This is a genomic window from Deltaproteobacteria bacterium (assembly GCA_019308995.1).
Lineage (GTDB): Bacteria > Desulfobacterota > Desulfarculia > Adiutricales > JAFDHD01 > JAFDHD01.
This window is the reverse complement of record JAFDHD010000035.1, coordinates 1-21,657: the sequence shown is the minus strand read 5'-3', so window position 1 is coordinate 21,657 and position 21,657 is coordinate 1. Positions and strand designations below refer to the sequence as shown.

Annotated in this window: 20 protein-coding genes; 12 read left to right on the top strand and 8 right to left on the bottom strand. The window is 51.1% G+C overall.

The window, feature by feature from the left end; all coding sequences use genetic code 11:
• Nucleotides 1–32 precede the first annotated feature (32 nt).
• The 5 genes from JRI95_07995 (at nt 33) to JRI95_07975 (ending at nt 6,793) form a co-directional block, all read left to right on the top strand.
• Complete coding sequence (locus JRI95_07995; GenBank protein MBW2061488.1) at nt 33–1,319, top strand: sulfite exporter TauE/SafE family protein; 1,287 nt, start codon at nt 33–35, stop codon at nt 1,317–1,319.
• A complete protein-coding gene (locus JRI95_07990) occupies nt 1,316–2,002 on the top strand; it encodes a hypothetical protein (protein MBW2061487.1) in 687 nt (228 codons plus the stop codon). The genes JRI95_07995 and JRI95_07990 overlap by 4 nt, the downstream gene beginning before the upstream one ends.
• 178 nt (nt 2,003–2,180) lie before the next feature.
• Nucleotides 2,181–4,751, top strand: coding sequence for a pyruvate, water dikinase (locus JRI95_07985; GenBank protein ID MBW2061486.1), 2,571 nt, complete (start codon nt 2,181–2,183; stop codon nt 4,749–4,751).
• A 612-nt stretch (nt 4,752–5,363) separates the two neighbouring features.
• Nucleotides 5,364–6,233, top strand: a complete 870-nt coding sequence (locus JRI95_07980) for a hypothetical protein (protein MBW2061485.1) — start codon at nt 5,364–5,366, stop codon at nt 6,231–6,233.
• Nucleotides 6,233–6,793 carry a helix-turn-helix domain-containing protein gene (locus JRI95_07975; GenBank protein MBW2061484.1) on the top strand — a complete coding sequence of 187 codons (561 nt, stop codon included), beginning with the start codon at nt 6,233–6,235 and terminating at the stop codon, nt 6,791–6,793. The genes JRI95_07980 and JRI95_07975 overlap by 1 nt, the downstream gene beginning before the upstream one ends.
• Nucleotides 6,794–7,023: 230 nt before the next feature.
• Here JRI95_07975 and JRI95_07970 read toward each other — a convergent pair whose 3' ends face one another.
• Nucleotides 7,024–7,812, bottom strand: coding sequence for a glucose 1-dehydrogenase (locus JRI95_07970; GenBank protein ID MBW2061483.1), 789 nt, complete (start codon nt 7,810–7,812; stop codon nt 7,024–7,026).
• 279 nt (nt 7,813–8,091) lie between these two features.
• Between JRI95_07970 and JRI95_07965 the strand changes: the two genes are divergently transcribed.
• From JRI95_07965 to JRI95_07940, 6 genes are all read left to right on the top strand, one after another.
• Nucleotides 8,092–9,012 (top strand): zinc-binding dehydrogenase, encoded by a 921-nt coding sequence (locus JRI95_07965; protein MBW2061482.1) that lies wholly within the window; start codon nt 8,092–8,094, stop codon nt 9,010–9,012.
• 132 nt (nt 9,013–9,144) lie between these two features.
• On the top strand, nt 9,145–9,663 hold the full coding sequence (def, locus tag JRI95_07960; GenBank protein MBW2061481.1) for a peptide deformylase: 519 nt from the start codon (nt 9,145–9,147) through the stop codon (nt 9,661–9,663).
• Nucleotides 9,656–10,600: a methionyl-tRNA formyltransferase gene (locus JRI95_07955; GenBank protein ID MBW2061480.1), complete on the top strand. Its 945-nt coding sequence runs from the start codon at nt 9,656–9,658 to the stop codon at nt 10,598–10,600. Before def ends, JRI95_07955 begins: the two co-directional genes overlap by 8 nt.
• A 2-nt stretch (nt 10,601–10,602) precedes the next feature.
• Complete coding sequence (gene rsmB, locus JRI95_07950) at nt 10,603–11,991, top strand: 16S rRNA (cytosine(967)-C(5))-methyltransferase RsmB (protein MBW2061479.1); 1,389 nt, start codon at nt 10,603–10,605, stop codon at nt 11,989–11,991.
• 182 nt (nt 11,992–12,173) lie between these two features.
• The gene (locus JRI95_07945; GenBank protein ID MBW2061478.1) at nt 12,174–12,368 is read left to right on the top strand and encodes a hypothetical protein; all 195 of its coding nucleotides are present in this window, start codon (nt 12,174–12,176) and stop codon (nt 12,366–12,368) included.
• Nucleotides 12,369–13,079: 711 nt separating this feature from the next.
• On the top strand, nt 13,080–14,672 hold the full coding sequence (locus JRI95_07940; GenBank protein ID MBW2061477.1) for a B12-binding domain-containing radical SAM protein: 1,593 nt from the start codon (nt 13,080–13,082) through the stop codon (nt 14,670–14,672).
• 164 nt (nt 14,673–14,836) lie between these two features.
• Here the strand turns inward: JRI95_07940 and infA are convergent, their stop codons facing one another.
• A complete protein-coding gene (gene infA, locus JRI95_07935) occupies nt 14,837–15,055 on the bottom strand; it encodes a translation initiation factor IF-1 (protein ID MBW2061476.1) in 219 nt (72 codons plus the stop codon).
• Between the two features lie 215 nt (nt 15,056–15,270).
• Between infA and JRI95_07930 the strand changes: the two genes are divergently transcribed.
• Complete coding sequence (locus JRI95_07930) at nt 15,271–15,522, top strand: hypothetical protein (protein MBW2061475.1); 252 nt, start codon at nt 15,271–15,273, stop codon at nt 15,520–15,522.
• Nucleotides 15,523–15,529: 7 nt separating this feature from the next.
• Here JRI95_07930 and JRI95_07925 read toward each other — a convergent pair whose 3' ends face one another.
• From JRI95_07925 to JRI95_07900, 6 genes are all read right to left on the bottom strand, one after another.
• Nucleotides 15,530–16,816 (bottom strand): hypothetical protein, encoded by a 1,287-nt coding sequence (locus JRI95_07925; protein ID MBW2061474.1) that lies wholly within the window; start codon nt 16,814–16,816, stop codon nt 15,530–15,532.
• Between the two features lie 22 nt (nt 16,817–16,838).
• The gene (locus JRI95_07920; protein MBW2061473.1) at nt 16,839–17,546 is read right to left on the bottom strand and encodes an ABC transporter ATP-binding protein; all 708 of its coding nucleotides are present in this window, start codon (nt 17,544–17,546) and stop codon (nt 16,839–16,841) included.
• 8 nt (nt 17,547–17,554) lie between these two features.
• Entirely contained in the window at nt 17,555–18,781 is a 1,227-nt protein-coding gene (locus tag JRI95_07915) for an ABC transporter permease (GenBank protein MBW2061472.1), read from the bottom strand.
• A gap of 23 nt (nt 18,782–18,804) precedes the next feature.
• On the bottom strand, nt 18,805–20,025 hold the full coding sequence (locus tag JRI95_07910) for an ABC transporter permease (protein ID MBW2061471.1): 1,221 nt from the start codon (nt 20,023–20,025) through the stop codon (nt 18,805–18,807).
• A 13-nt stretch (nt 20,026–20,038) separates the two neighbouring features.
• A complete protein-coding gene (locus JRI95_07905; protein MBW2061470.1) occupies nt 20,039–20,866 on the bottom strand; it encodes an outer membrane lipoprotein-sorting protein in 828 nt (275 codons plus the stop codon).
• A gap of 210 nt (nt 20,867–21,076) precedes the next feature.
• Nucleotides 21,077–21,535, bottom strand: a complete 459-nt coding sequence (locus JRI95_07900; protein ID MBW2061469.1) for a VOC family protein — start codon at nt 21,533–21,535, stop codon at nt 21,077–21,079.
• Nucleotides 21,536–21,657 lie beyond the last annotated feature (122 nt).

The following is a 21,657-nucleotide window of genomic DNA, read 5'->3' as shown; positions in this document are numbered from 1 at the left end:
GTGGAAAATATAGTGGAGGAGGATAGGATTGAATGAAATTCTTCAGATTATGGGGCCAGTTTTTGATGATGGGCGCAAGGGCCCACGCCAGTTGGGAGCTGAATGTATCGAACACCATCCTGCGTGACAAACGGAGGTTGATCATCCTTGGTCTGCTCGCCTCATCGGTTATCCTGGGAGGCTTTGCCTTTGCCGATGAGATTGGCGAAACCATTCCACAATTTCTGGGTGGTAAGAAGGCCTACAGTCCGGCCTTTTTTACGCCCGCCATCTTTATCGCCTCAATACTTATCGGGCTTGCCGCGGGCCTTATTACCGGCTGCATCGGCGCAGGCGGCGGATTCATCATCGCGCCGGCCTTGATGAGTGCAGGCATCAAGGGTATTTTGGCGGTGGGTACGGACCTTTTTCATATTTTTGCCAAGGCAATCATGGGGAGCGTCATACACAAAAAACTAGGCAACATCTGTGTGCCTCTGGCCATTATCTTTATGATTGGCGCCATTATCGGGGCTACATTGGGCGGGGTCATAAACCGTTTGTTGTATGAGATAAACCCGGTTTTAAGCGACGCCTTCATCACCACTATCTATGTTATCATGCTCGGTTTGCTTGGAGCCTATGCCCTTACAGACTTTCTCAGGGCCAGGAAGGCTCCGGTTTCAAAAGAATTTCACGGCGCAAAGGCAGAGGGTGTGGAGATGAGCCAGTTGCCTCAAAAACTCCAGTCTATACATATCCCGCCTATGATCACTTTTGATAAAGGGCTTGTTCCGGGTGGACGGCGCATATCAGCCATTTTCCTGGCCGCCAGCGGAGCGCTCGTGGGATTCTGCGCCGCTATCATGGGCGTCGGCGGTGGGTTTTTAACTTTTCCCATCTTTGTTTATATCCTTGGTGTTTCTTCCATGACCACGGTTGGAACAGATATTTTCCAGATTATCTTTACAGCGGGCTATGCTTCTATAAGCCAGTATGCCATCTTCGGATTCATCTTTTACACCCTGGCTATGGGCATGCTCCTGGGATCACTTGTCGGCGTCCAGATCGGGGCCATGGTGACCAAGGTCGTTAAAGGGATCACCATTCGCGGATTTTACGCCATGGCCGTTCTGGCGGGCTTTGTCAACCGGGCCTTTGCCTTGCCAGGTAAACTCGCTGAAATGGATATCATCCCCTTGTCAAAGCAGGCCGCATCCATCCTGAGCGCCATCGGCGTCTGGGCCTTTTTTATTGTTGTCGGCCTGTTCGCCGCCTGGGTCATCGGTACCTTCTTGAAGAACATCAGGACCCTGAAGGGAGGAGAGATCGGATCATGATTGCAAATAAGAAGAAATTTTTCGGCGGACTTGTTTTATTGCTGGGATTTATCGTGGTGCTGATTATCATGTTTACGCCTGTATTCAACGGGCAAAACGGCCTGAAATATATGGACTCCCTCTACAACTCTATATCAAAGGGATCGGCTTACTACATTCCAGAACTTAAAGAGGAAGTGGAAAAGTTTCAGGGGAATAACATCACCGTGACCCTTTCCATGAAGGATGAACAGCAGGCCAGGGAGACGGTGCCTCTCTTTGAAAAAGGCGGCGCTCTGGTAAGTCTGTCAGGAAAAGAAATAAAGGTGAGCGGCGATCTGAAGAATATCCTGGCCAACTGCCTTGAAGACGCCGATAACATGTTCGAGAATCAGGGCCACCAGCTCAAAGCAAAATATGACTATGAAGAGAAAAGGGTTCTTTATAACTGGTGGGTGGCGCTCAAGGCCATGGATAGCGATCTGAAAAAACAGAAGAAGTTTTCCGAGGCCAAGTTTATTGCCTCGGTGGGTAACAAGGCGGTCGAGTGTTCTTACAACTACTATGAAATTAAACCTCAGAAGATCGCTGACAAATATGGTATTGTTTTCTTAACGCTTTGTTTTTACGTAATTTACACCATCTGGTATGGGTTTGCCATCATGTTCATGTTTGAAGGGTGGGGACTGCAACTCAAAAACTAAAGATCGCTCTTTCCCTTTCTTCAATAAGGCTGAAGGCAAATCGTACTCCCCCCTTGCCTTTAGCCTTTTTTTTGATATTGTTTTCATTGGAATACGTTTTTTTAGATAGGATGATGAAAAGATAAATTATTAAATTAAGATTAAATCACTTACGAACCAAATGCTTAACCTCCTGAAAATGCCTTTTTTAAAGAAGCGGCGCAGAGACGCGTCTGAGGTGGAGGAACTGCGTCTCGCATTTAGGGCCCGGTATCATAACTTCAAGCTTCTTTTAAACGCCAACAACAGGGCATTGGAACTCATGGCTGAGATAGAGGAGGCCCTGAGGGGAACCCAGCCTTTTGGCATGACTTATATTCAGGCTGTGTGCACCAGGATCTCCACCAGTGTCTGGCAGATTATAAAGCAACTGAATGAACTCGCTCCAGGGAAATATGAAACGCTCAACGAAAGATTCAAAGAAATACAGTCTAAAATAACCCCCTGTGCTTACCCTGAAACACCTCCTCAGGAAGGTCCGCTGATTCTTCCTTTTCAAGAAGTGGATCGAAACCTGGCTGATCAGGTTGGAAGCAAAATCGCAAACCTGGGGGAAATTAAAAATCGAATCAACCTGGAGGTCCCCAACGGATTCGTTGTCACCGCCCAGGCCTTTCAGCAGTTTATGGAATATAACGACCTTCAGGCGGAAATCTACCGCCGCCTTCAGGCGGCCGACATGGAGAATCTGGACCAGCTTTACAGCGTTAGCGCTGCCATTCAGCAGCTCATCATCCAGTCCCCCCTCCCCGAGGAGCTTGAAGGAGCTATTGAAGAGCATTACCGGCGCCTGGAAGAAATGGAAGGCCAGGGCGTCACGGTGGCCATGCGCAGCAGTGCCTTGGGTGAGGACCTCGCTGGAACCTCTTTCGCCGGTCAGTACCGTTCGTCTCTCAACGTGAGCAGTGAAAATATCTTTGAGGCGTATAAGGAGATCGTGGCCAGCAAATACAGCCTTCCCGCCATGACCTACCGGCTGAATCGGGGTATTCCTGATGCAGATGTAGCCATGTGTGTCGGATGCATGATCATGGTGGACGCCGTTTCGGGCGGGGTTGTCTATTCTCAAAATCCCCTGGACATACGGCGCCATCTGACGGTTATCAACGCCGCCTGGGGGCTGCCCAAGACCGTGGTGGACGGAAGCACCGTCCCGGATCTTTTCGTTGTCTCTCAGGACAGCCCCATGGAGATCATCCAGAAGGGAATATCTATTAAAGAGCGGAAGTTTGTGTGCTACCCGGATGAGGGGGTCTGCCGCATGGAAGTGAGCGGGGAAGAAAGCCGTATGGCCTCGCTGAGTGACGAGCAGGCGCTGGAACTGGCGCGCCTGGCAATGCAGCTTGAAGATTATTACGGTGCGCCGCAGGATATCGAATGGGCGATTGATGCGGATGGAACCATCGTGGTTCTTCAATGCCGACCGCTCAAGGAGATCGAGAAGGATAAGGTTCGCGATTTAAAAATCGTTCGGGAAGAGGAGCCTCATGCGGTTATTCTCCAGGGAGGCGTCCTGGCCAGCCCGGGTGTTGCGGCCGGCCCGGTCTTTATCGTAAAAAAAGACATGGATACCCTCCAGTTCCCGGCCGGGAGTGTCCTGGTCGCGGCGCAGTCCCTGCCTCGCTGGGCGATGCTCTTGAATCGAGCAGCAGCAGTCGTCACCGAACAGGGAAGTATCGCCGGTCATCTGGCCACCGTGGCAAGAGAATTCGGCGTTCCCGCATTATTTGGCGTGCCAGGGGCCATGGATAAACTGCAAAACGATGAGGTGATCACCGTGGATGCTCACGGGACTAGAATCTACAAAGGACGCGTCGAGGTGCTTCTGAGCAAGCGGGAAGGCTCAAGGAACCTCATGAAAGGGAGCCCTGTTTTTCAGGCCCTTGAAGGCGCGGCCCAGCTCATCGTCCCCCTGAACCTCCTGGACCCGGACTCGCCTGGTTTCAAACCTAAGAACTGCCAGACCTTTCACGACATCACCCGTTTCTGTCACGAAAAAGCGGTGCATGAAATGTTCCAGTTTGGTAAAAAACACCACTTCCCAGAACGCTCCAGCAAACAGCTCTACTGTGACGTAGCCATGCAGTGGTGGGTCTTGAATCTGGACGATGGATTCAAAGAAGAAGTAGAAGGCAAATACATCCGCCTGGAAAACATCGCCTCCATCCCCATGCTAGCCCTGTGGGAAGGGATTACCGCCGTTCCATGGGAAGGTCCGCCCCCGATTGATGGCAAGGGATTTATGTCCGTCATGTTCCAGGCTACAACCAACAGAGCCTTGACCCCGGACGGGCCTTCCCAGTACGGCGAACGGAACTATTTCATGATCTCAAAAAATTACTGCAGCCTGAATTCAAGACTCGGGTTTCATTTTTCCACCGTCGAAACCCTGGTCAGCGATCGGCCCATTGAAAACTACATAAGCTTCCAGTACAAGGGCGGGGCGGCAGATTACCATCGGAGACTCAAAAGGATTTCTTTTATAAGCGATATCCTTGAAAAAAAGAATTTCAGGATTGAGCTCACTAAAGACAACCTTATCGCCCGCGTGGAGAATCAGGATGAGTATCTCATGAAAAAAGCCCTTAAAATAATTGGTTATCTTACCATCCACACCAGGCAGCTCGATATGATCATGGCTAATGAGGCCTCGGTAAGCTACTACAGAACCAAGATCGAGAAGGAACTTCAGGCGCTCATTGATTCATAGAGCCATGGGCTTGAGCCTTGTTACATGAACAACCCCGCAAAATAAGTAACTCAAGTTCAACCCCGGCACAGGCAGCCTGCTGCCGCCGGGTCGAGGTTGAAACTCGCTTGGCAAGTAACTGAACTACTAGAAAGAATGGCAAAACTACGTTCCCGCGGAAAGGGTGCCGATGATGAACGCCAATCAGCGAGAGGAAAAGTTATTGGCACAAATCTTTGCACACCCAAACAGTTGTTGTGTGTCAGGGCAAGATTTGCACCCATGACCTCAAACCATTTTTAAAAGGCGCCTGGTCCCATGGGCTTGACTCGGAGGCCACATAGGAATCGCTTTAAATCTGGGCATGACTGCCCATCCCCCTGGCTTAACGGCCCAATATATACCTGCCTGGCAATTCCGGAGATGCGATTGAATTTTAAAAAAGACTTACCGCTTCTGGCGAAGTCTAGTATTATGTCCAAGATTATCCAGAAGAGACTTTTTAAAAAGCAGGGAGTGACTGAGCCAAACATCGGCGAGAACGTAAAGGACTGGAGTTGATATTCCTGACCTATGACAACCGTCAGAAAAAGAGAGAGTGAAATTTGGGCCATCGGAGGAGGTAAAGGAGGCGTGGGTAAGAGCTTCCTCCTGAGCAGCATCGGAACCTGCCTGGCTATTCAAGGGAAAAAGGTCGTATTACTTGATGCTGATTTCGGTGGCGCCAATCTGCATACCTTCCTGGGCGTCAGCAGGCCGTCAATTTCTCTGACCGATTTCTTTGATGACAAACTGCCTCTATCTCAGCTTATTGTTGAGGGCGGTATTGACAATATGGGGCTCCTGACCGGCGCGATTCGTTCCCTTGCCCCTGATGGTATAAAATACGCGCAGAAACTTAAATTTTTCAGGCATATTGAGGAACTGGACACCGAGTACGTCCTGATTGACCTTGGCGGAGGCACTCACTTCAATATTCTTGATACTTTTCTTCTCGCCGATAAGATGATCATGGTTATCGTGCCTGAAATAATCTCTATCGAAAATATGTATCATTTTTTAAAAAATGTCTTTTACAGAAAACTGGTCAACTCCCTGAGCGCTTATGGCTTAAAGGACGTGGTTTGGAAGGCCTGGAAGAACCGGGCGAAAAATAATATCATAAATCTGAAAGAGCTCGTTGAATACCTGAAGGGGTTGTCAAAACGAATCGAAGATATTATTAACATGGAATTATCCAACTTCACGGTTTATGTCATTTTGAATCAGATAAAAAGCCATCAGGAAGTAAAAATTGGAAATTATGTCACAAGCGTTTGCATGAAATACTTTGACCTCAATGCGCAGTATATAGGATATGTTGAGTATGATAGCTTTATCTCCCGGTGCATCAACGAAAGACAGCCCTACATGCAGGCAAATTCAGCATCAAACTGTGCCAATGAGATAAAAAAGCTTACAGAAAATCTTTTAAAAGGAAGGCAAATCAGTATTAAAAATTGATGAAGAATCGAAAAGATCACAACAAATATTTTGCAATCCTCGAACTTTCTTCTGATGCTTCATTAGCGGAAATCAGAAAGGCGTACCTCTTCCTCAAAGAGCTCTACTCCACGGAGTCAATTGCTACCATACCGGCAGAAGATGAAATTTCAGAAAAGCGAAAACAGGAGATACTTCAACAGATTGAAGAAGCATACCATCGCTTGCTGGCCTTATTTAGGCAGGAAAGCAGGGAGGCTGAGCAGGCAAGGAAACCGCTGCTTCCTGACGATGATTCCCAAAAGGCCGCATCTGAGATTTCAACCTATAACGGGGCAACCTTGCAACAGATAAGAGAAAAATTGAACATTGACCTGTTTGATATTGCCTTGACCACCAAGATACAGGCCAGGCATCTTGAGAATATCGAGAAAGAAAACTATGACGACCTTCCGCCTGAGGTGTATGTGAAAGGCTTTATTATAAGCTACGCGCAATGTCTCTCCCTTGATCCAAAGATGGTGGCTAACGATTATATGAACAGATATCATATCTGGAAGGATACAGTCACAAGAAAATAGCCGGTATCTCTCAGGGATACAATAGCCGGTGTACTGGAAAGTTCACTTCTCTGGCAAAATTTCTAAGGCTAAGGAATATTCCTTATGATGCTTTATCGTAATTAGTAATAATCATAGGGTTTAAATTGCTTTTTCCATGCGAATCGGCCTGAAACGCTTAAACTTTGCCTCAGACACCGGAGACAAACACCTGCACAGAACGAACTTTTTTATGCTTGGTCAAAGAACTCCTACCTGAGCAGGATTCCGCCATCTATGAGAATGGTGGTCCCGGTCACATAACTCGAAGCGTCTGAAGCTAGATAAATCATGGCCCCGACCATCTCCTCAGGATCACCGATCCGCTTCAGCGGGATCCCCTCTGCCAGTGTTTCTTTTTGCGCCCTGGCCTGATCCTCGGGCAGGAGCGCCCAAAGGTTATTGAGCAGCCTGGTCTCAATCGCCCCGGGAGCGATGGCGTTGACCCTGATATTATACGGCGCCAGGTCTCGTGCCATGGACTTGGTTACCATTTTTACCGCTGTTTTGGAAATGGAGTAAATGCCTGTCCCAAATTGCGGGCGATATCCTTCGATGGAAGATAGATTGATAATTGCGCCTCCACCCTGCTCCTTCATAACACGGGCCACCGCCTGGCTGAGAAAATACAGGCCCTTTAGGTTCAGGTTCATGATAGCGTCCCAGAGGCGTTCCTCCGCGTCTAATACGGTCGAAAAAGCCGGTGAGCAGCCGGCGTTATTGACCAGGATGTCTATCCTGCCAAATTCATCCATGACCATCCCTACCAGCTTATTGATTTCGTCCAGCCGACCCACATGAGTCGCCACTGGCAGGGCCTTCCGGCCTGTATCTCTGATTTCGTCAGCGACCTCTTCCAGATCGGGTAATTTCCGGCTGGCAATAGCCACGTCCGCTCCAGCCTCGGCGAATCCAAGGGCGCTGGCACGGCCAATACCACGGCTCCCGCCGGTCACGAGGGCTACCTTGCCCTCAAGGGAAAATCGAGACAAGTTAAACATTGTTACACCTCCGTTTTTTTTAATTAGACGAATTGGAGACCCTCCCCGCGGCTTTTCTTCATAACAATTTCGATAAGCGGCATGAGAATCTTTAAGGCGCCGGTTCAATGATAACGAATCAAATCAGCCAGCACAAGTATATGCTGCAGATGAAGATGGAGGAAATAAATAATTATCCTGTAAATTAAATTTGATTCCCAGGCACTCCTTGAGATAGAATACATTTAATTTTATAACAAACTGTAATGGTTAAAATATTTTTAACAGAAAGGCGAAAACATGAAAAAAGCGGTGTATCATGGCCCAAAAGATGTTCGTGTGGAAGTGGTCGAAGAGCCGAAACCCAAACCCGGCCAGGCAAAAATTAAGGTGGAATACTGCGGGATTTGCGGCTCAGACCTTCATGAATACCTTCACGGCCCTTTCCCGGTCAGCCCGTTTGGGCATGAAGTCTGCGGAGAGATTGTAGAACTCGGCCCAGAGGTTGAGGGTTTTCAAGTTGGTGAGCGTGTCAATGCCTTTCAGAAGGATGGATATGCCGAATACATGATCGCCCCGCAGGACCGGTTACTCAAATTACCGGAAGATGTAGGCTGGGAACGGGCGGCCATGCTGGAACCCCTGGCCGGTGCAGCCTACGCTATCGAACGGGGAGGTGTTCAAGCGGGTAACACCGTCCTGATTGCCGGAGCCGGTCCGGTGGGCTTACTGCTGTTACTCGGTCTGAAACTCATCGGAGTGAAAACAATCTATATGACAGAAATTTCAGGAAGCAGACGAAAAATGGCTGAAAAGCTGGGGGCGACTGCGCTCTTTAATCCTCTTAAGCTCAAGATACCTCCAAAGATAAGGGAAATAACCGACGGTCAGGGTGTGGATGTATCCGTTGAGGCGGTCGGTATCGAAGCGAGCTTGAAGGATTGCCTTGCCTCAACGCGTTACCGAGGTAAGGTTATAATCCAGGGTATTTTCACGGAGAAGGTGCCGATCCACATGCTCGGATTCGTGACCAAGGAGATGACCATGATCGGAACGAATTCCATCAACCCAGCCCTTGCCTTGGAATGGATTGAAACCAAGAAAATTGAACCTGAAGAAATTGTTACCAGTATTGTCCCTCTGGATCAAATCAAAGAGCAGGGATTTGAAGCGCTCGCCAAAGATAAAGAGAAAAACATCAAGATCCTGGTGAAACCCTGATAGATTGTCCGAACAGCCTTGCAGGTCACTGTGGCTCGCGAAGCGGGTCTCCCTGACAATATCAACTATTGAAAACTAAACCAGGAGTGATTATAATACTAACTGATAAAATTTTACTTATTTAAAAATGAAATGTCTGCTTTACCCGTTTTAGTTTACCCGGATCCGTTCTTGAAAATAGAGGCCCAACCCATCACCAAGGTTGACGACCATGTCGTTACCCTGGCCCGGAACATGCTCGAAACCATGTATGCCGCCCCAGGGGTGGGTCTGGCCGCGACTCAGGTCGGCGAAGAGAAGCGATTGATCGTCGTGGACGTCAACCACAAACAGGGAGAAGCCAACCCGATCATCCTTGTCAACCCCGAGATCATCGCTTCAGAAGGCGAAATAATTTATGAGGAGGGCTGTCTTTCCCTCCCCGGCTACCTGACGGATGTAAAACGGGCAGAATGGGTCCGGGTTTGCGGTCTGGATTTAAAAGAAAACCCGGTTGAAATTGAAACTGAAGATATTTTAGCAATAGCGCTCCAGCATGAGATTGACCACCTGGATGGAATTTTGATCATAGACCGGATCAGTCCGCTCAAGCGAGAACTCTATCGCCGCAAGGTCAGAAAAGCCTTAAAAGAAAAGCAGTTAAATGCCTGATGGCCGCCAGTGGCGCATAGTCTTCATGGGGACGCCCGAGTTTGCCCTCCCCTCTCTTTCCTCCCTGGCAAGTACTGGAAAGGAAGTAGTTGCGGTCGTCACGCAGCCGGACCGGCCTCGAGGACGGGGCCGTAAGCTATCTCCCCCGCCGGTGAAAGTCCTGGCCCAGGAGTTGAGCTTGCCAATCTGGCAGCCTGAAAAAATCAGGGACCCGGCCATCGTCTCCCGGCTTGCGGATTTGGCGCCTGACCTTTTTGTGGTAGTGGCTTATGGCCAGATATTGCCGCCCGCCTTGCTCGGCCTGCCTCGCCTGGGCGCTCTTAACGTCCATGCCTCCCTCCTGCCCGCCTATCGCGGACCGGCCCCCATCAACTGGGCCATTATCAACGGCGAGACCCAGACCGGGGTAACCACCATGTTTATGGATCAAGGCGTTGACACCGGAGCCATTCTCGAATCCCGAATTATTCCAATCAAAGAAACAGACACTGCCAAAACATTGCATGACCGTCTCTCCAAACTCGGAGCCGATCTTCTAATCCAGACCATAGCCGGTCTCAAGGACGGGACTGTGTCTCCTCATCCGCAGCCCGAGGCCGGGGCCAGTCATGCCCCTTTGTTAACCAAATCCGATGGACTCCTTAACTGGAGCCGTCCCGCAGTGGAGCTGGCCAGGCTGATTCGAGGCCTGGACCCCTGGCCCGGTGCATGGACTGCTCATCGCGGCCGTTCACTCAAACTCTTTGGCGGCCGGACGGGAAGCGCCCAGGGCCTGCCAGGCCAGGTTCTGGGTCTTGACACCGGCTGGCTGCATGTCGCCGCAGGCGAGGGAAGCCTGCTGGTGGCCGAACTGCAGCTCGCCGGCCAGAAGCGCCTGGCCGCTTCTGAATTCTGGCACGGCCAGCGGCTAGAGCCCGGCGTTGTCCTAGGAACCTAGTCTTGGCAGCTAAATGGAAAAACCCCGCCCGCTCAAAACCGAAAGACGCTCGGGCCGCCGCCCTCCTGACCCTCCTGGACATTGACGCCGGCCGCTTTCCAGAGGATGCCCTCGAGGATTATAGCAGCGAATATATGGCTGGATTGGATCGCCGCGACCGTGCCCTGGCGCATGCCTTGGTCTTCGGCGTCCTGCGCCATCGGAGTCGGCTGGATTGGACCCTAAACCATTTCCTGAAAAAGCCTGATAAGCCTCTTGAGCCCGTTATTCGGATTATCCTCTGGCTCGGCCTGTTTCAGCTTGTTCATCTCGATCGAATCCCGGCCTCAGCCTCGGTCAACGAGTCGGTCAAACTGGCCCGGGATTATGGGCCGACCTGGTCGGTTAAACTGATCAACGGTGTCCTGAGAGCGGTAACCAGGGCCAAGGCCCTGCCTGACCCACAGAAGGCGAATCTGCCTTCAATAAAAAAACTGGCCCTGGCTGAGTCGCATCCTGAATGGATGGTGAGGCAGTGGGTCAACCAGCTCGGTTATGATGAGGCCGCGGCATTTCTTAATGCCAATAACCAGATACCGCCGCTGACCTTGCGCGTCAATACCGCCAGCATCTCCCGTGAGGAGCTGCTGGCCTTGCTCAGAGACCGGGTTGATCAGGTCAAGCCTACCTTTTACTCCCCTGAGGGCCTTTTAATATTCGGCCCAACTGGTTCGATCCCGAACCTGCCCGGCTATAGCGAGGGATATTTTACCATTCAGGACGAGGCGAGTCAGATGGTCGCTCACCTGGCCCGGCCCCGCGCCGGGGAAAAGGCGCTGGATGCCTGCGCCGGACGCGGCGGTAAAGCCCTGCATTTAGTCTCCCTGGCGCGTTCAAGCCCTGTCTGGGCCCTTGATCCCGACCTTGCCCGGCTCACCCACATCGAACCGGAAGCCAGACGGCTGTGGCTTGACTCACCAATAGTAGTTCAGGGCGACCTGCTGCATAACCCCTTTAAACCCGAATCCTTTGAGAAAGTCCTCCTGGACGCGCCTTGCTCCAGCCTGGGGATCATCCGCCGTCGGCCGGATATTAAGTGGCTCAAGTCAGCCTCAGACCCGCCGCGGCTGGCCGAGTTTCAGTACAAACTCCTTGACGCCGCTGCCTTGTTGGTCCGCCCCGGGGGCCGGCTGGTTTACTCGGTTTGCACCATGACTCAGGAAGAAACAAGCGGGTGTGTCGAAGCCTTTCTGTCTGGACATACGAACTTCAAGCTAATCACGGCTCGGGACTTCCTGCCTCCATCGGCCCACCCCCTGGTCGGACCTGACAGGACGCTTCAAACCTGGCCCCACAAACACCAGAGCGACGGCTTTTTCGCGGCGGTTTTGAAAAAAGGCAGTGATCATTGAGGCCAAAGCTGTATGTCATGCTCACAAGGCGGGGGTTTATGAAGGCTCATGTTTTCAAGGACGGCTCTGGTTGGCTCAGGTGGGCTTGAAAGTGTGAGAAAAACGGATAAACTGGTTAATAGATGAGGATTCCCCCCAGGTTTAATAACAATTCAATTCATTATTTCCGGGAGGTGATGATCATGCCTAATACCCCTCAGCATTGTCCAGGATTTGAGCAGTTTAAACACTTAAGCGCCTTTTCCTGCAAATGCCCTAATTGCGGACATGAAAAGGAGATCTTTTCCGATGAGTTTGACAGATCTCATGTTTGTAAAAATTGTGGCCAGCAGATTGATTTCACCCAGTGCACCCTGGAAGCCGAAGCCAAGGCCTGAGGTTTATAGCAAATATTAAAAAATAGGTCGCCGCTTCAAGTTTACGGCTGGAGAAACCCCCGGTGGCGTATCCATAGGCGTAACCATAAAAGAGCAGAGACAAAAGCATGCTCGGAGGATAAGCATCGCGACCCCGATCACTATCGGCATTTTCCAGCGGGCTTACGTCAAGTCCTGATACAATGTCAACCACAAAACGGGCCAGGTGATTTTCAGGTAGCCACTCTTGGATAGAGGGAGGCATCAGATACAGAGTGTCTCGGTCACACTGTTTAAATCTTGGAGCATTCATATCTCATTCTCTCAGTTTTGGCGGTTACTTATGAAATCAAGTCATATTTAACATATTGAATTAATTAATAAATTATTATAAAACCGAAAGAATGGCAAGCATAAAATCAAAATACCATGACAATTTTTATAGGAATTCTCGTTCTCAGTTCTTGCACCAGAAACAGTAATGAAAACTGATAAAGTCCGACAGACTCCTAGGTTCGACCTTGACTCTGGATAGCAGAAATCGTAACAATTGGCAGGGCATCTACCGATCGAACTAAAAAAGCTTTGAGATTTAAACTGCAAGATAATTAGGGCGGAAAATAAATGGGCCAGTCTAGATCATCAAGGCGGGACTGGTGCCCGGTGGGTCCGGATTTCGATGGCCTCTTTTCAAATCAGGCCCCATAATACTTTTAAAGGAGGTTGGGGGAATTGCGTTTTCTCCTGATAAATCCTTACTACCCCATAACCGAAGATCCCTCTCCCCCTCTAGGTCTGGCCTATGTGGCGGCGGTCCTCGAACGGGCGGGCATCGAAGTTGAAATCCTGGACTTTGTCGTCTTTCCCTACAGTAAAAAGTTACTCGAAACCAGGCTGAAGGACTTTCCACCGGATGTTGTGGGTCTTACATCGGTTACGATGAACTTTAACAATGCCTTTGAGGTATTAAGGGATGTTAAAAACATAAATCCCGAAATATTCACGGTCATGGGTGGACCTCACGTAACTTTTTGTGCCGTGGAAACAATGCAATCAGTCCTTGAACTGGATTGTGTTGTCTTGGGCGAGGGTGAGGATACAATAGTAGAGTTGGCAGGTGCGTTGGAAAGGCGGCACAGCCTGGAGAGTGTGTTAGGGATCGTTTACCGCGATGGCGTGCAGATTTGCCATACCGGCGTGAGAAAACGGCCCCTGGATATGGACTCTCTTCCTTTACCGGCCAGGCATCTTCTCCCGATGGCCAGGTATCACGCGCTCGATCTGTATGTGACTATGACCACGAGTCGTGCTTGTCCTTTCAGTTGTACCTTCTGTGTAGGACGCAAGATGTTCGGGTCCCGCGTCCGGTTCAGAAATCCGGCGGCGATCATTAATGAGTTTGAAGGCCTTAGCAAACTCGATTTTGGCCTGATCAGCTTTGCCGACGATCTCTTTACCGCCAAAAAGGCGCACTGTCTCTATATCTGCGAGGAGATAATCAGGCGGGGTATCAAACAGAAATGGGTTTCTTTCGCGCGGGTCGACATGGTCTCGAAGGAACTACTTGAAAAGATGAAAGAAGCCGGGTGCAACGATATTTGTTTTGGGGTGGAGTCTGGGAACCCGGGCATCCTTAAAACGATAAAAAAAGGCATATCTTTAGACCAGGTGGTTACGGCCGTGGAGATGTGCGGGGATGTGGGAATAACACCGATGGCCTCTTTTATTGTTGGTCTTCCGGGAGAAACACCGGAAACCCTGAAGGAAACGGTTGAATTCGCCTTGAAGCTTAATAACCTTGGGGCCAGGTATGGATTCCATCTCTTGGCCCCTTTCCCCGGGACCGAAATCCGTGAGGAAAGTGATCGGTACGGTATAACCATCCTGACTGATGATTGGTCGCAATATCATGCGAACAGGGCTATTGTAGAAACACCTGATGTAAGTCGTGAAACATTAAACGAAATCGTTATCCAGTGGGAGAACAGGTTCAATGCCTGGCGCGAAAGCATCGGCATGCAAATGAAAAAAGGAAATGCCACTGAAGATGACAGCCGACAATTGCAGGAGATTGAACGCAGGGAATGTATTTATAAATTGATGATGGATAACTTGATCGAGGAAAAAGGCTCCTGGCCGGTGGGCAATGATCCTGTTTCTGACGTGGATGCATTGAAAACTCTAGTTGAAAGGCTTGAAGGTTCTATTGACAAAACACCTGAACAGGTTTTTCATCACCTGAAGTATGTCATGGACCGGAAAGATTTGAGGTATATAAGAACCGGCCGGCAGATTTGCTGGGAATGGACGGATTTCCTGCCATAACTCACCCCCTAGCTCGCTTTTATAAATGCAGGCTTAACGGGGTGCAAAATTATCTTTTGCACCCATGCGGCGGAGGTTTTTTTAATGGGTCCTGTACCAGGATGTCTCGATTCGAATCGGAACAATTATTATAAGTACAGGCAGTTAAAAATTTCGGCGAGACGCTATTTGAGCCTGTAGGTAATCAGCCCGTGTGAGGTATCATAAGGTGAAACCGCAATCTCGACCCGGTCGCCCACCAGAACCTTGATCTTGAAACGTTTGAGACGGCCGGAAAGCATTGCCTTTAAGGTGACGCCCTCTTCAGTTTCGACTTCCATGTGCCCGCCGCCCAGGGTGCGGGTTACGGTTCCGGTTAATTTTATCAGATCGTCACGACTCAATAATAAATCCTTTCTACGTAAGAGACGCTTACCTAAATTTGACGTTAACTATTCCATTCCTTGAGCCTCTTGTCAAGTTTATTTGAATTTTTAGGGTATTAGCTTATGGCGAGTCTGGCAGGTCAAAGAGGCGCGCCGGATGGTCTCCCTTTAATCGGGAAGTCACCTTTGACAAGAGGCAGGAAGCTGTTTTATAACCACATTGGGAGTAAGTGATGTCGGTCTGGGTTCTGGTATTTATCGTCCTGGTCGGGGGTCTTTTCGCTCTTAAAATCCTGTATCTAGGCTCGATTGCCGCCGTGCTGCCTGTTACCAAAGGGGCCTTGTTTGTCTCCACCTCCGGGCTAAGGATCAAGGCTTTTCTTGATGCCGTGCCCATGCAGCCTCAAAAAACCCTTCATCCTGCTTCAGGCCGCCATGGTGACCCCATTTACATCTATCAGTTACCCGAAGCCTGCGGGCCGTGAATTTCGGCTAAAAATAGTATTTCAACTCAATAAAATAAAAATCCGGGTAAATTCCGAACTCACTCCGAAGGCGGGGAATCAATCCATCCAGTTCAGGGCGGCGGCCCAAGCTCACGGCTGCACCGAAAAGGAATTCTGCCTCATCGCTCAAGGACAGGGACAGCATGGGCTGCAGGAAGCTGGACCTGTCGGAGCATGAATAAATCCAGACCATGCGGGCGTTCAGAATGGATATGATGTCGTAACTTATCATGAGCCCTAGAAGATGCCTGCCCAAGTGCAGGCTGGCGCCATGATTAAGGCGAACCAGGGAAGCCTCGAGGTTGTCGGGATCACCCGCGCCATTAAAGAGGTACTCCATCTCAAAGGTAAAGCTGTTGGCAAAGCGCCGGCCCAGACCGAAAACCGCGGTCCAGTGATCCTCCAGAAGCTCCCCCTTAAGAGGAAAAGGCAAGGGTGTGCTTTTCCCCCCCGCCGCAAAATAAGCCGCTTCAACACGAATTTCAAGCGAACCGATTTCACCGACCGCTCCCCCTCCGATCTGATACCCGCCGTAAACCTTGCCGCCCTGTATGGCCAGGTCCCACTCGACAACGGTAGTATACAAGCGCAGAAGCAAGGCAGAGCCGTACCAGGAGGAATCCCAGGTTTTACGCCGGTTCAGAAAGTATCCCGGAGGGGTGATCTCACGTCCCAAGACGCCGATGAAGTTGATACCGGAAAAGTTTCTGATGGGAATATCAAGCCGCACGGCGTCCACGCCGGTCTTGTAATCCCGGTCAAACTGCTGCGCCTCAAAAGGCGAGAAAATGTCCAGGGGGTTCCAGAAGTACGCCTTGCCAAAGGTGATGGCCTGGCGGCCCAAAGTCAGGTCCGCCCAGGGAAAAGAGAGCTTGACATTGAGCCGGTCGAGGGTGAGCCTGCCTCGAGCATCCCCTTCTGCAAACTGGTCCCAGGTTCCATCCAGGGCTTGGTAGCGCGCGGCCGCGGCATCCAGCCAAAGTCCATTGTTATCGGCTGAAGTCAAATCCATGCCTTGCACAGCGTGAATTTCATAGCTCAGCCGGTCCAGGGGACGGCCTCCGGCCATGAGCCGCAAATTAGCCTGTATAAAATAATCTAAGTCTTTATTTTTAAAAAAGGAGGGGAGTTTGGAGTAGCTGCCTACAGCGGCCAGGGTGCTCAAGCGCCCGTCCATCCCAAAGACGCCTTCTGTATCGCCGACCAGGGCCTGGACGGTCACGGGGCTGATCAAAACGACCGTCAGGATAAAGCCCGGTATAAGCCGGAGCATCAGAAAAAAAAACCTGCCATGGTCAGGACACATCTGTACTTTCCACCGGGGCGCGGTTATAGGCGATCTGCCCGTCTTTGAGCAGAAGGAGGTTTTTGGCGCGCTTCATAACGGCCTGATCATGGGTGGAAAATAGAAAGGTGACCCCCTTTTCATCATTGAGACGGCTCATCAAATCCAGAAGCCCGCCCGCTGTTTTGGAATCCACATTGGCCGTGGGTTCGTCAGCCAGAACCAGGGCCGGTTCCGAGGCAATAGCCCGAGCGATGGCCACCCTCTGCTGCTGGCCGCCTGAAAGCTCTCGCGGGAAACGGTTTTCCAGCCCTTCAAGGTCCACCTCTTTCAGGAGCTGGCGCACCTTCTCCCGTCGCCTGGCCGCTGACACACCCTGAAGCATGAGCACGTATTCTGCGTTTTCCATGGCCGTAAGAACAGGAACCAGGTTATAACCCTGGAAGATAAAACCGATACGATCCCGGCGCATGCGGCTCAGTTCGGTGCCCGAAAGATTGATGATCGAGCGTCCTTCCACTTCAACCTCTCCTGAGGTCGGTCCGTCCAAACCGCCGATGATATTCAGCAGCGTGCTCTTCCCGGACCCGGAAGGCCCGGCCATGGCCACGAAATCCCCGGCCTGAATGACCAGGTCCACGCCGCGCAGGGCGTGAACCACTACCTCACCCTGGCCGTAATCCTTGGTTACCTCTTTTAATCTGACGATACTGCCCATAATTTCTCCTAGCGAAGTGTATCTGCAACGTGCACGTTGGTGGCGCGTCTCATTGGAATGAGACTGAGTAAAAGGGTCGCTCCCAGAACCAGCCCAATCACCCAGAGCAGCATGGACAGGGATAGTCTGGCGTGAATTATTGGCGAGATGGCGAAGCCAGAGATACTGATGTCACTTGAGTAAATCCTGGTGATATCAAAACCCCAAACCTGGAGGGCATAGGAGGCCAGCCCTCCCACAAGAAGCCCCAGAAAACAGCCGATCAAACCCAGGAAGAACGACTCCATGAGCAGCTGGCCTCGCATGAGAGACAGCGGTGTGCCCAAAGCCTTGAATATGGCAAACTCCTTTTGACGCTCCAGAACGGACATCAAAATCGTGTTGAAAATTGTAAAAAGAATCAGGAAGAGCAAGATGGCCTGTAAAACCAGGTTTGAGCCCTTATCCAACTTGATATAAGAGGCCAGTTCGGGCATGACCTCCTGCCATGAGCGAACCGCAAAAGGCGGATTGTGCCTCATGGATTGAATCTGCTTTTGAACCTTTTTCTGAGCCCCCGGCTTATTCAGGATCACACCGAGCTGCGTCGCGCTGTCAGGCGGAAAATTAAAAAGCTTTCTCAGGAAGCCTATCGGCGTCTGGACAAGGTAGCCGTCCATCTCTTCCGCGCCTGTTTCAAAAATTCCGGCCACGCGGCAGAGTTCCTCGGTTAAGGCGCCGCTGATATCATTGGTTGTTAAGACCAGTTTTTTCCCTTCTCGAAGGTGCAGGCGCTCGGCCAGCTTGCTGCCCACGACAACGCGCGAACCGTCCGTATCCTCAAGGTATCGTCCGGAGATAATATTTTTTACTAAAGGGGAGGTTTTGGCTTCCACTGATGGTTCGACGCCCATAACGGCCACTCCTACCGTGCCCGCGCCGGATCTGGCCACCCCTTGCCCCAGAATGAGTAGTTTAGTCCGCTCGACATGAGCCATGCCTTCTATTTGAGCCCTGAGGGCGTTCGTGCCGGTCAGATAAAGGTCAATGGCCGGAGCGTCGCGGTACTCCGGGTGTTCCAGGGTGACGTGACCGGCCTGCATCCGCACGGCGTCATTAATCAATTGAACATAGACACCATCGGCCATGGAGATGAAAAAGATAGCGCAGGCCAGCCCCAGTCCGATCGAGATAACGGTGATGAGCGTACGTCGCCGGTTGCGCCAGATACTCCGCCAGGCCAATCTCATAAGCATCTTGAGTTCCTTCCGATCATCTCTTAAACATGATGAATCGCCCGGACCGGGTTAATCCGGGCGGCCAGGACAGCCGGGTAAAGTGAGGCTATCGTGCAGATGACACACATAACCACCACCGGGATGGCCACGACTTTAACGCCGAGAACCGCCCGCCAGATGGGATCAAAAGCCACTCCCGAGAAGCTAAAATCACCAGCGGCAAAAATCCTGGTATCTATGCCCACCTCCTGAAAGTAGTAGCCCCCGGCCAGACCTATGACCAGCCCGAAGGCCGCGGCCGTGACCGCCAGCACAAAGGCCTCCACAGCCATATTCCCGATGATGCGCCACGGCGAGGTCCCGATAGCCTTCAGAATCCCGAACTCCCGCATACGATCATAAGTAGCCATGAGCATGGTATTCATGACACCCAGCCCGGCGGCTAAAACGAAAATAGCATAAAAAATCAACATGACAGAATCAAAGATATTCACCATATCAGAAAGCAGGGGCATCAACTCCCGCCAGGTCTTAACCTGTGTGCCTTCAGCCGCTGTGGCCATGAGAGCGGCCAGCTCCATAATGGGCATTTCTCCGCGCGTATTCAGGGCGACTTCGTGAATTCTGCCTTTGGATACAAACAGTTCGCGAAAGTCGTCCTGATGCAGTATAGCTGCGCCCCGATCTATATTATCACCGACTGTTTTCAGGATTCCGAAGATGGTGTAAAGCTCATTCCCGAGCGATCCGTCAGCCGCCTGAACCACCACGATAATCTCGTCTCCGATCGAAGCGTGCAGGGAACGGGCCAGCTTCTTGCCCAGGACGATTCCCTGCTCGGGCTTATCGGACAGAAATCGCCCGAACTGGATGTTATCAGCCAGATCGAAAACCGCGCGTTCAACAGCCGGATCAATCCCCCAGAAGAGCGCCCCGGCGGATTTGGCGCCGACCGAAACCAGACCATACCCGTAACTGCGAGGCGCGGCGCCAATGCGGTGCTCCGTGGCCTTTTTAAGGATAATCTCAGGGTCAGGCAGGGATTTATAAAACGAGTGGTCTTCCCGGTAGCCTTCAGCGTGGATCTGCGCTTCCCCGAGCACGACGTTGGTTGCGTTCTGGACGGAGTGTTTAATCATGCCGTCCATAAGGGCGTAAGCCATGATGAGAATGGCCGTGTTCAGGGTCACGGCCGCCAGGGTTATGCCGGTCCGTCTCTTGTTGCGCCAGAGGTTCCGCCAGGCGTAGCGCATAAGTCCCATACTCATTCCCTTTCTATCGCTGCAAGCTGCGGATCGAAAAGAGCTTATCGTCTAACTCAAGATTAAAGGCCATCTCCTCATAGGTAATGACCGTGGACTCCTGAGGTTTGTCGGCCGGAACGGTTATGAACCGCCTTGGCAGGGTCCGCCCGCCTAAAAGTCCAACATCCTCGAAGGTCATGGTTCGGGCGAGCTCGAGATCTTCGTCATAGTATTCAATCTTAAGCGGCAGATAATTATCCTTCCCGACCGTGAGAACCACCTTGCCCCAGACCACTACCGCTTCCTCTTTGGGGATGCAGGTGATCTCCAACACTTCCCGGCCTGACTTCACTCCCTCAAAGGTGGCTTTAAAGTCATAATCGTCCGCCATCCGGCTTTCCTTAACCAGATCGTCATTGGTGAAATGACTGCCCATCCAGGAGGAGGCCATCATGGAGGAAGGGAGCTTTATGATCCGCTTGACCTTGGGCAGAAAATTCCAGATATTATTCCCGGAACGCAGGGTGGCCGTGCCTTTCTCTTTCTTCGGGGCCAGGATTCTCATGAGGGACTTGTCCTTTCCCTTGCTCCAGGCCTCGATCCTGAGCGATCGGGTCCAGTGGGCCGTAGTAATGGTCATGGTCATCTTGCCATGACTCGAATCGCCCCGCATGAGATCATCCACCCTGTCCAGGATTTCCTTTGGGGCCAAGCCAGCGGTTTGAGCCAAAACCATGGAACCGAAACAAAGAAACGAAAGAAGGCACACGCAGAAGCAGGCTGCGGATTTTATTCCCTTGAGCGTTCTGAAATCGAGATTTAAAAAAACCGGTCCGAAACGAACAGTTCCCTGCTTCATCTTCGACTCTCCTTTTTCGATCTTCAAATCGCTTTTATCCTGTATGCGTTTCATCTTCCCGCAGCCTTTTGTCATCAATATGGCATTCAGGAAAGGCTTTGTAAATTATTAAACTAAAGAAAAATTATAATGTGCCAGGGGGGAAAGAGCCTACAGTTTCCTTATTGCAGATTTCACAATATAACGCAAAGCAGTAAATCCGGAGGCCTTTCACCGCGACCACTTTTGCAGCTCGATGATGTTTCCTTCCGGGTCGGTGACATAGATGAATGTGATCCTGCCAGCCTCGGGGATATCTACAGAAACAAGCTCGCCGACAGCGGTTCCCCCGGAGGCCAGGACCGCGTCCCGGGCCGTTTCAACGTCATCAACCGCAAATGCGATGTGGGCGAATCCAGGCCGGTTGACGGCCGTGCCAGGCGGCTTTTTTTGAGGGCTGTACTCAAATATTTCCAGAGTCGGTCCCTGATCGTCATACCCGGGGAGCTTAAGATGCACGCCCCGGATCGCTGCACCGGGAACGCCGGTAACCTCTTCCAGCCACTGCCCGGAAAAATTTCGCTCCGGAGGCACTCGCACGCATCCAAAGACCTGTTCATAGAAGGCCGCAAGCCTCTCCCAGTTCCGGGCGATAATATTTATGTGGACGAATCTGGCGCGAAAGGGCATGGTTTCTCCTCCTCCTCCTATGATGGTTTGTCTACTCCAAACTTTTTGTGTAATTTAGTAAGTATCTGTTTTTAAAGGAATCGTGTTCAAGTATCCCTTTCCGTCGGAGCCACCCGTCGCTC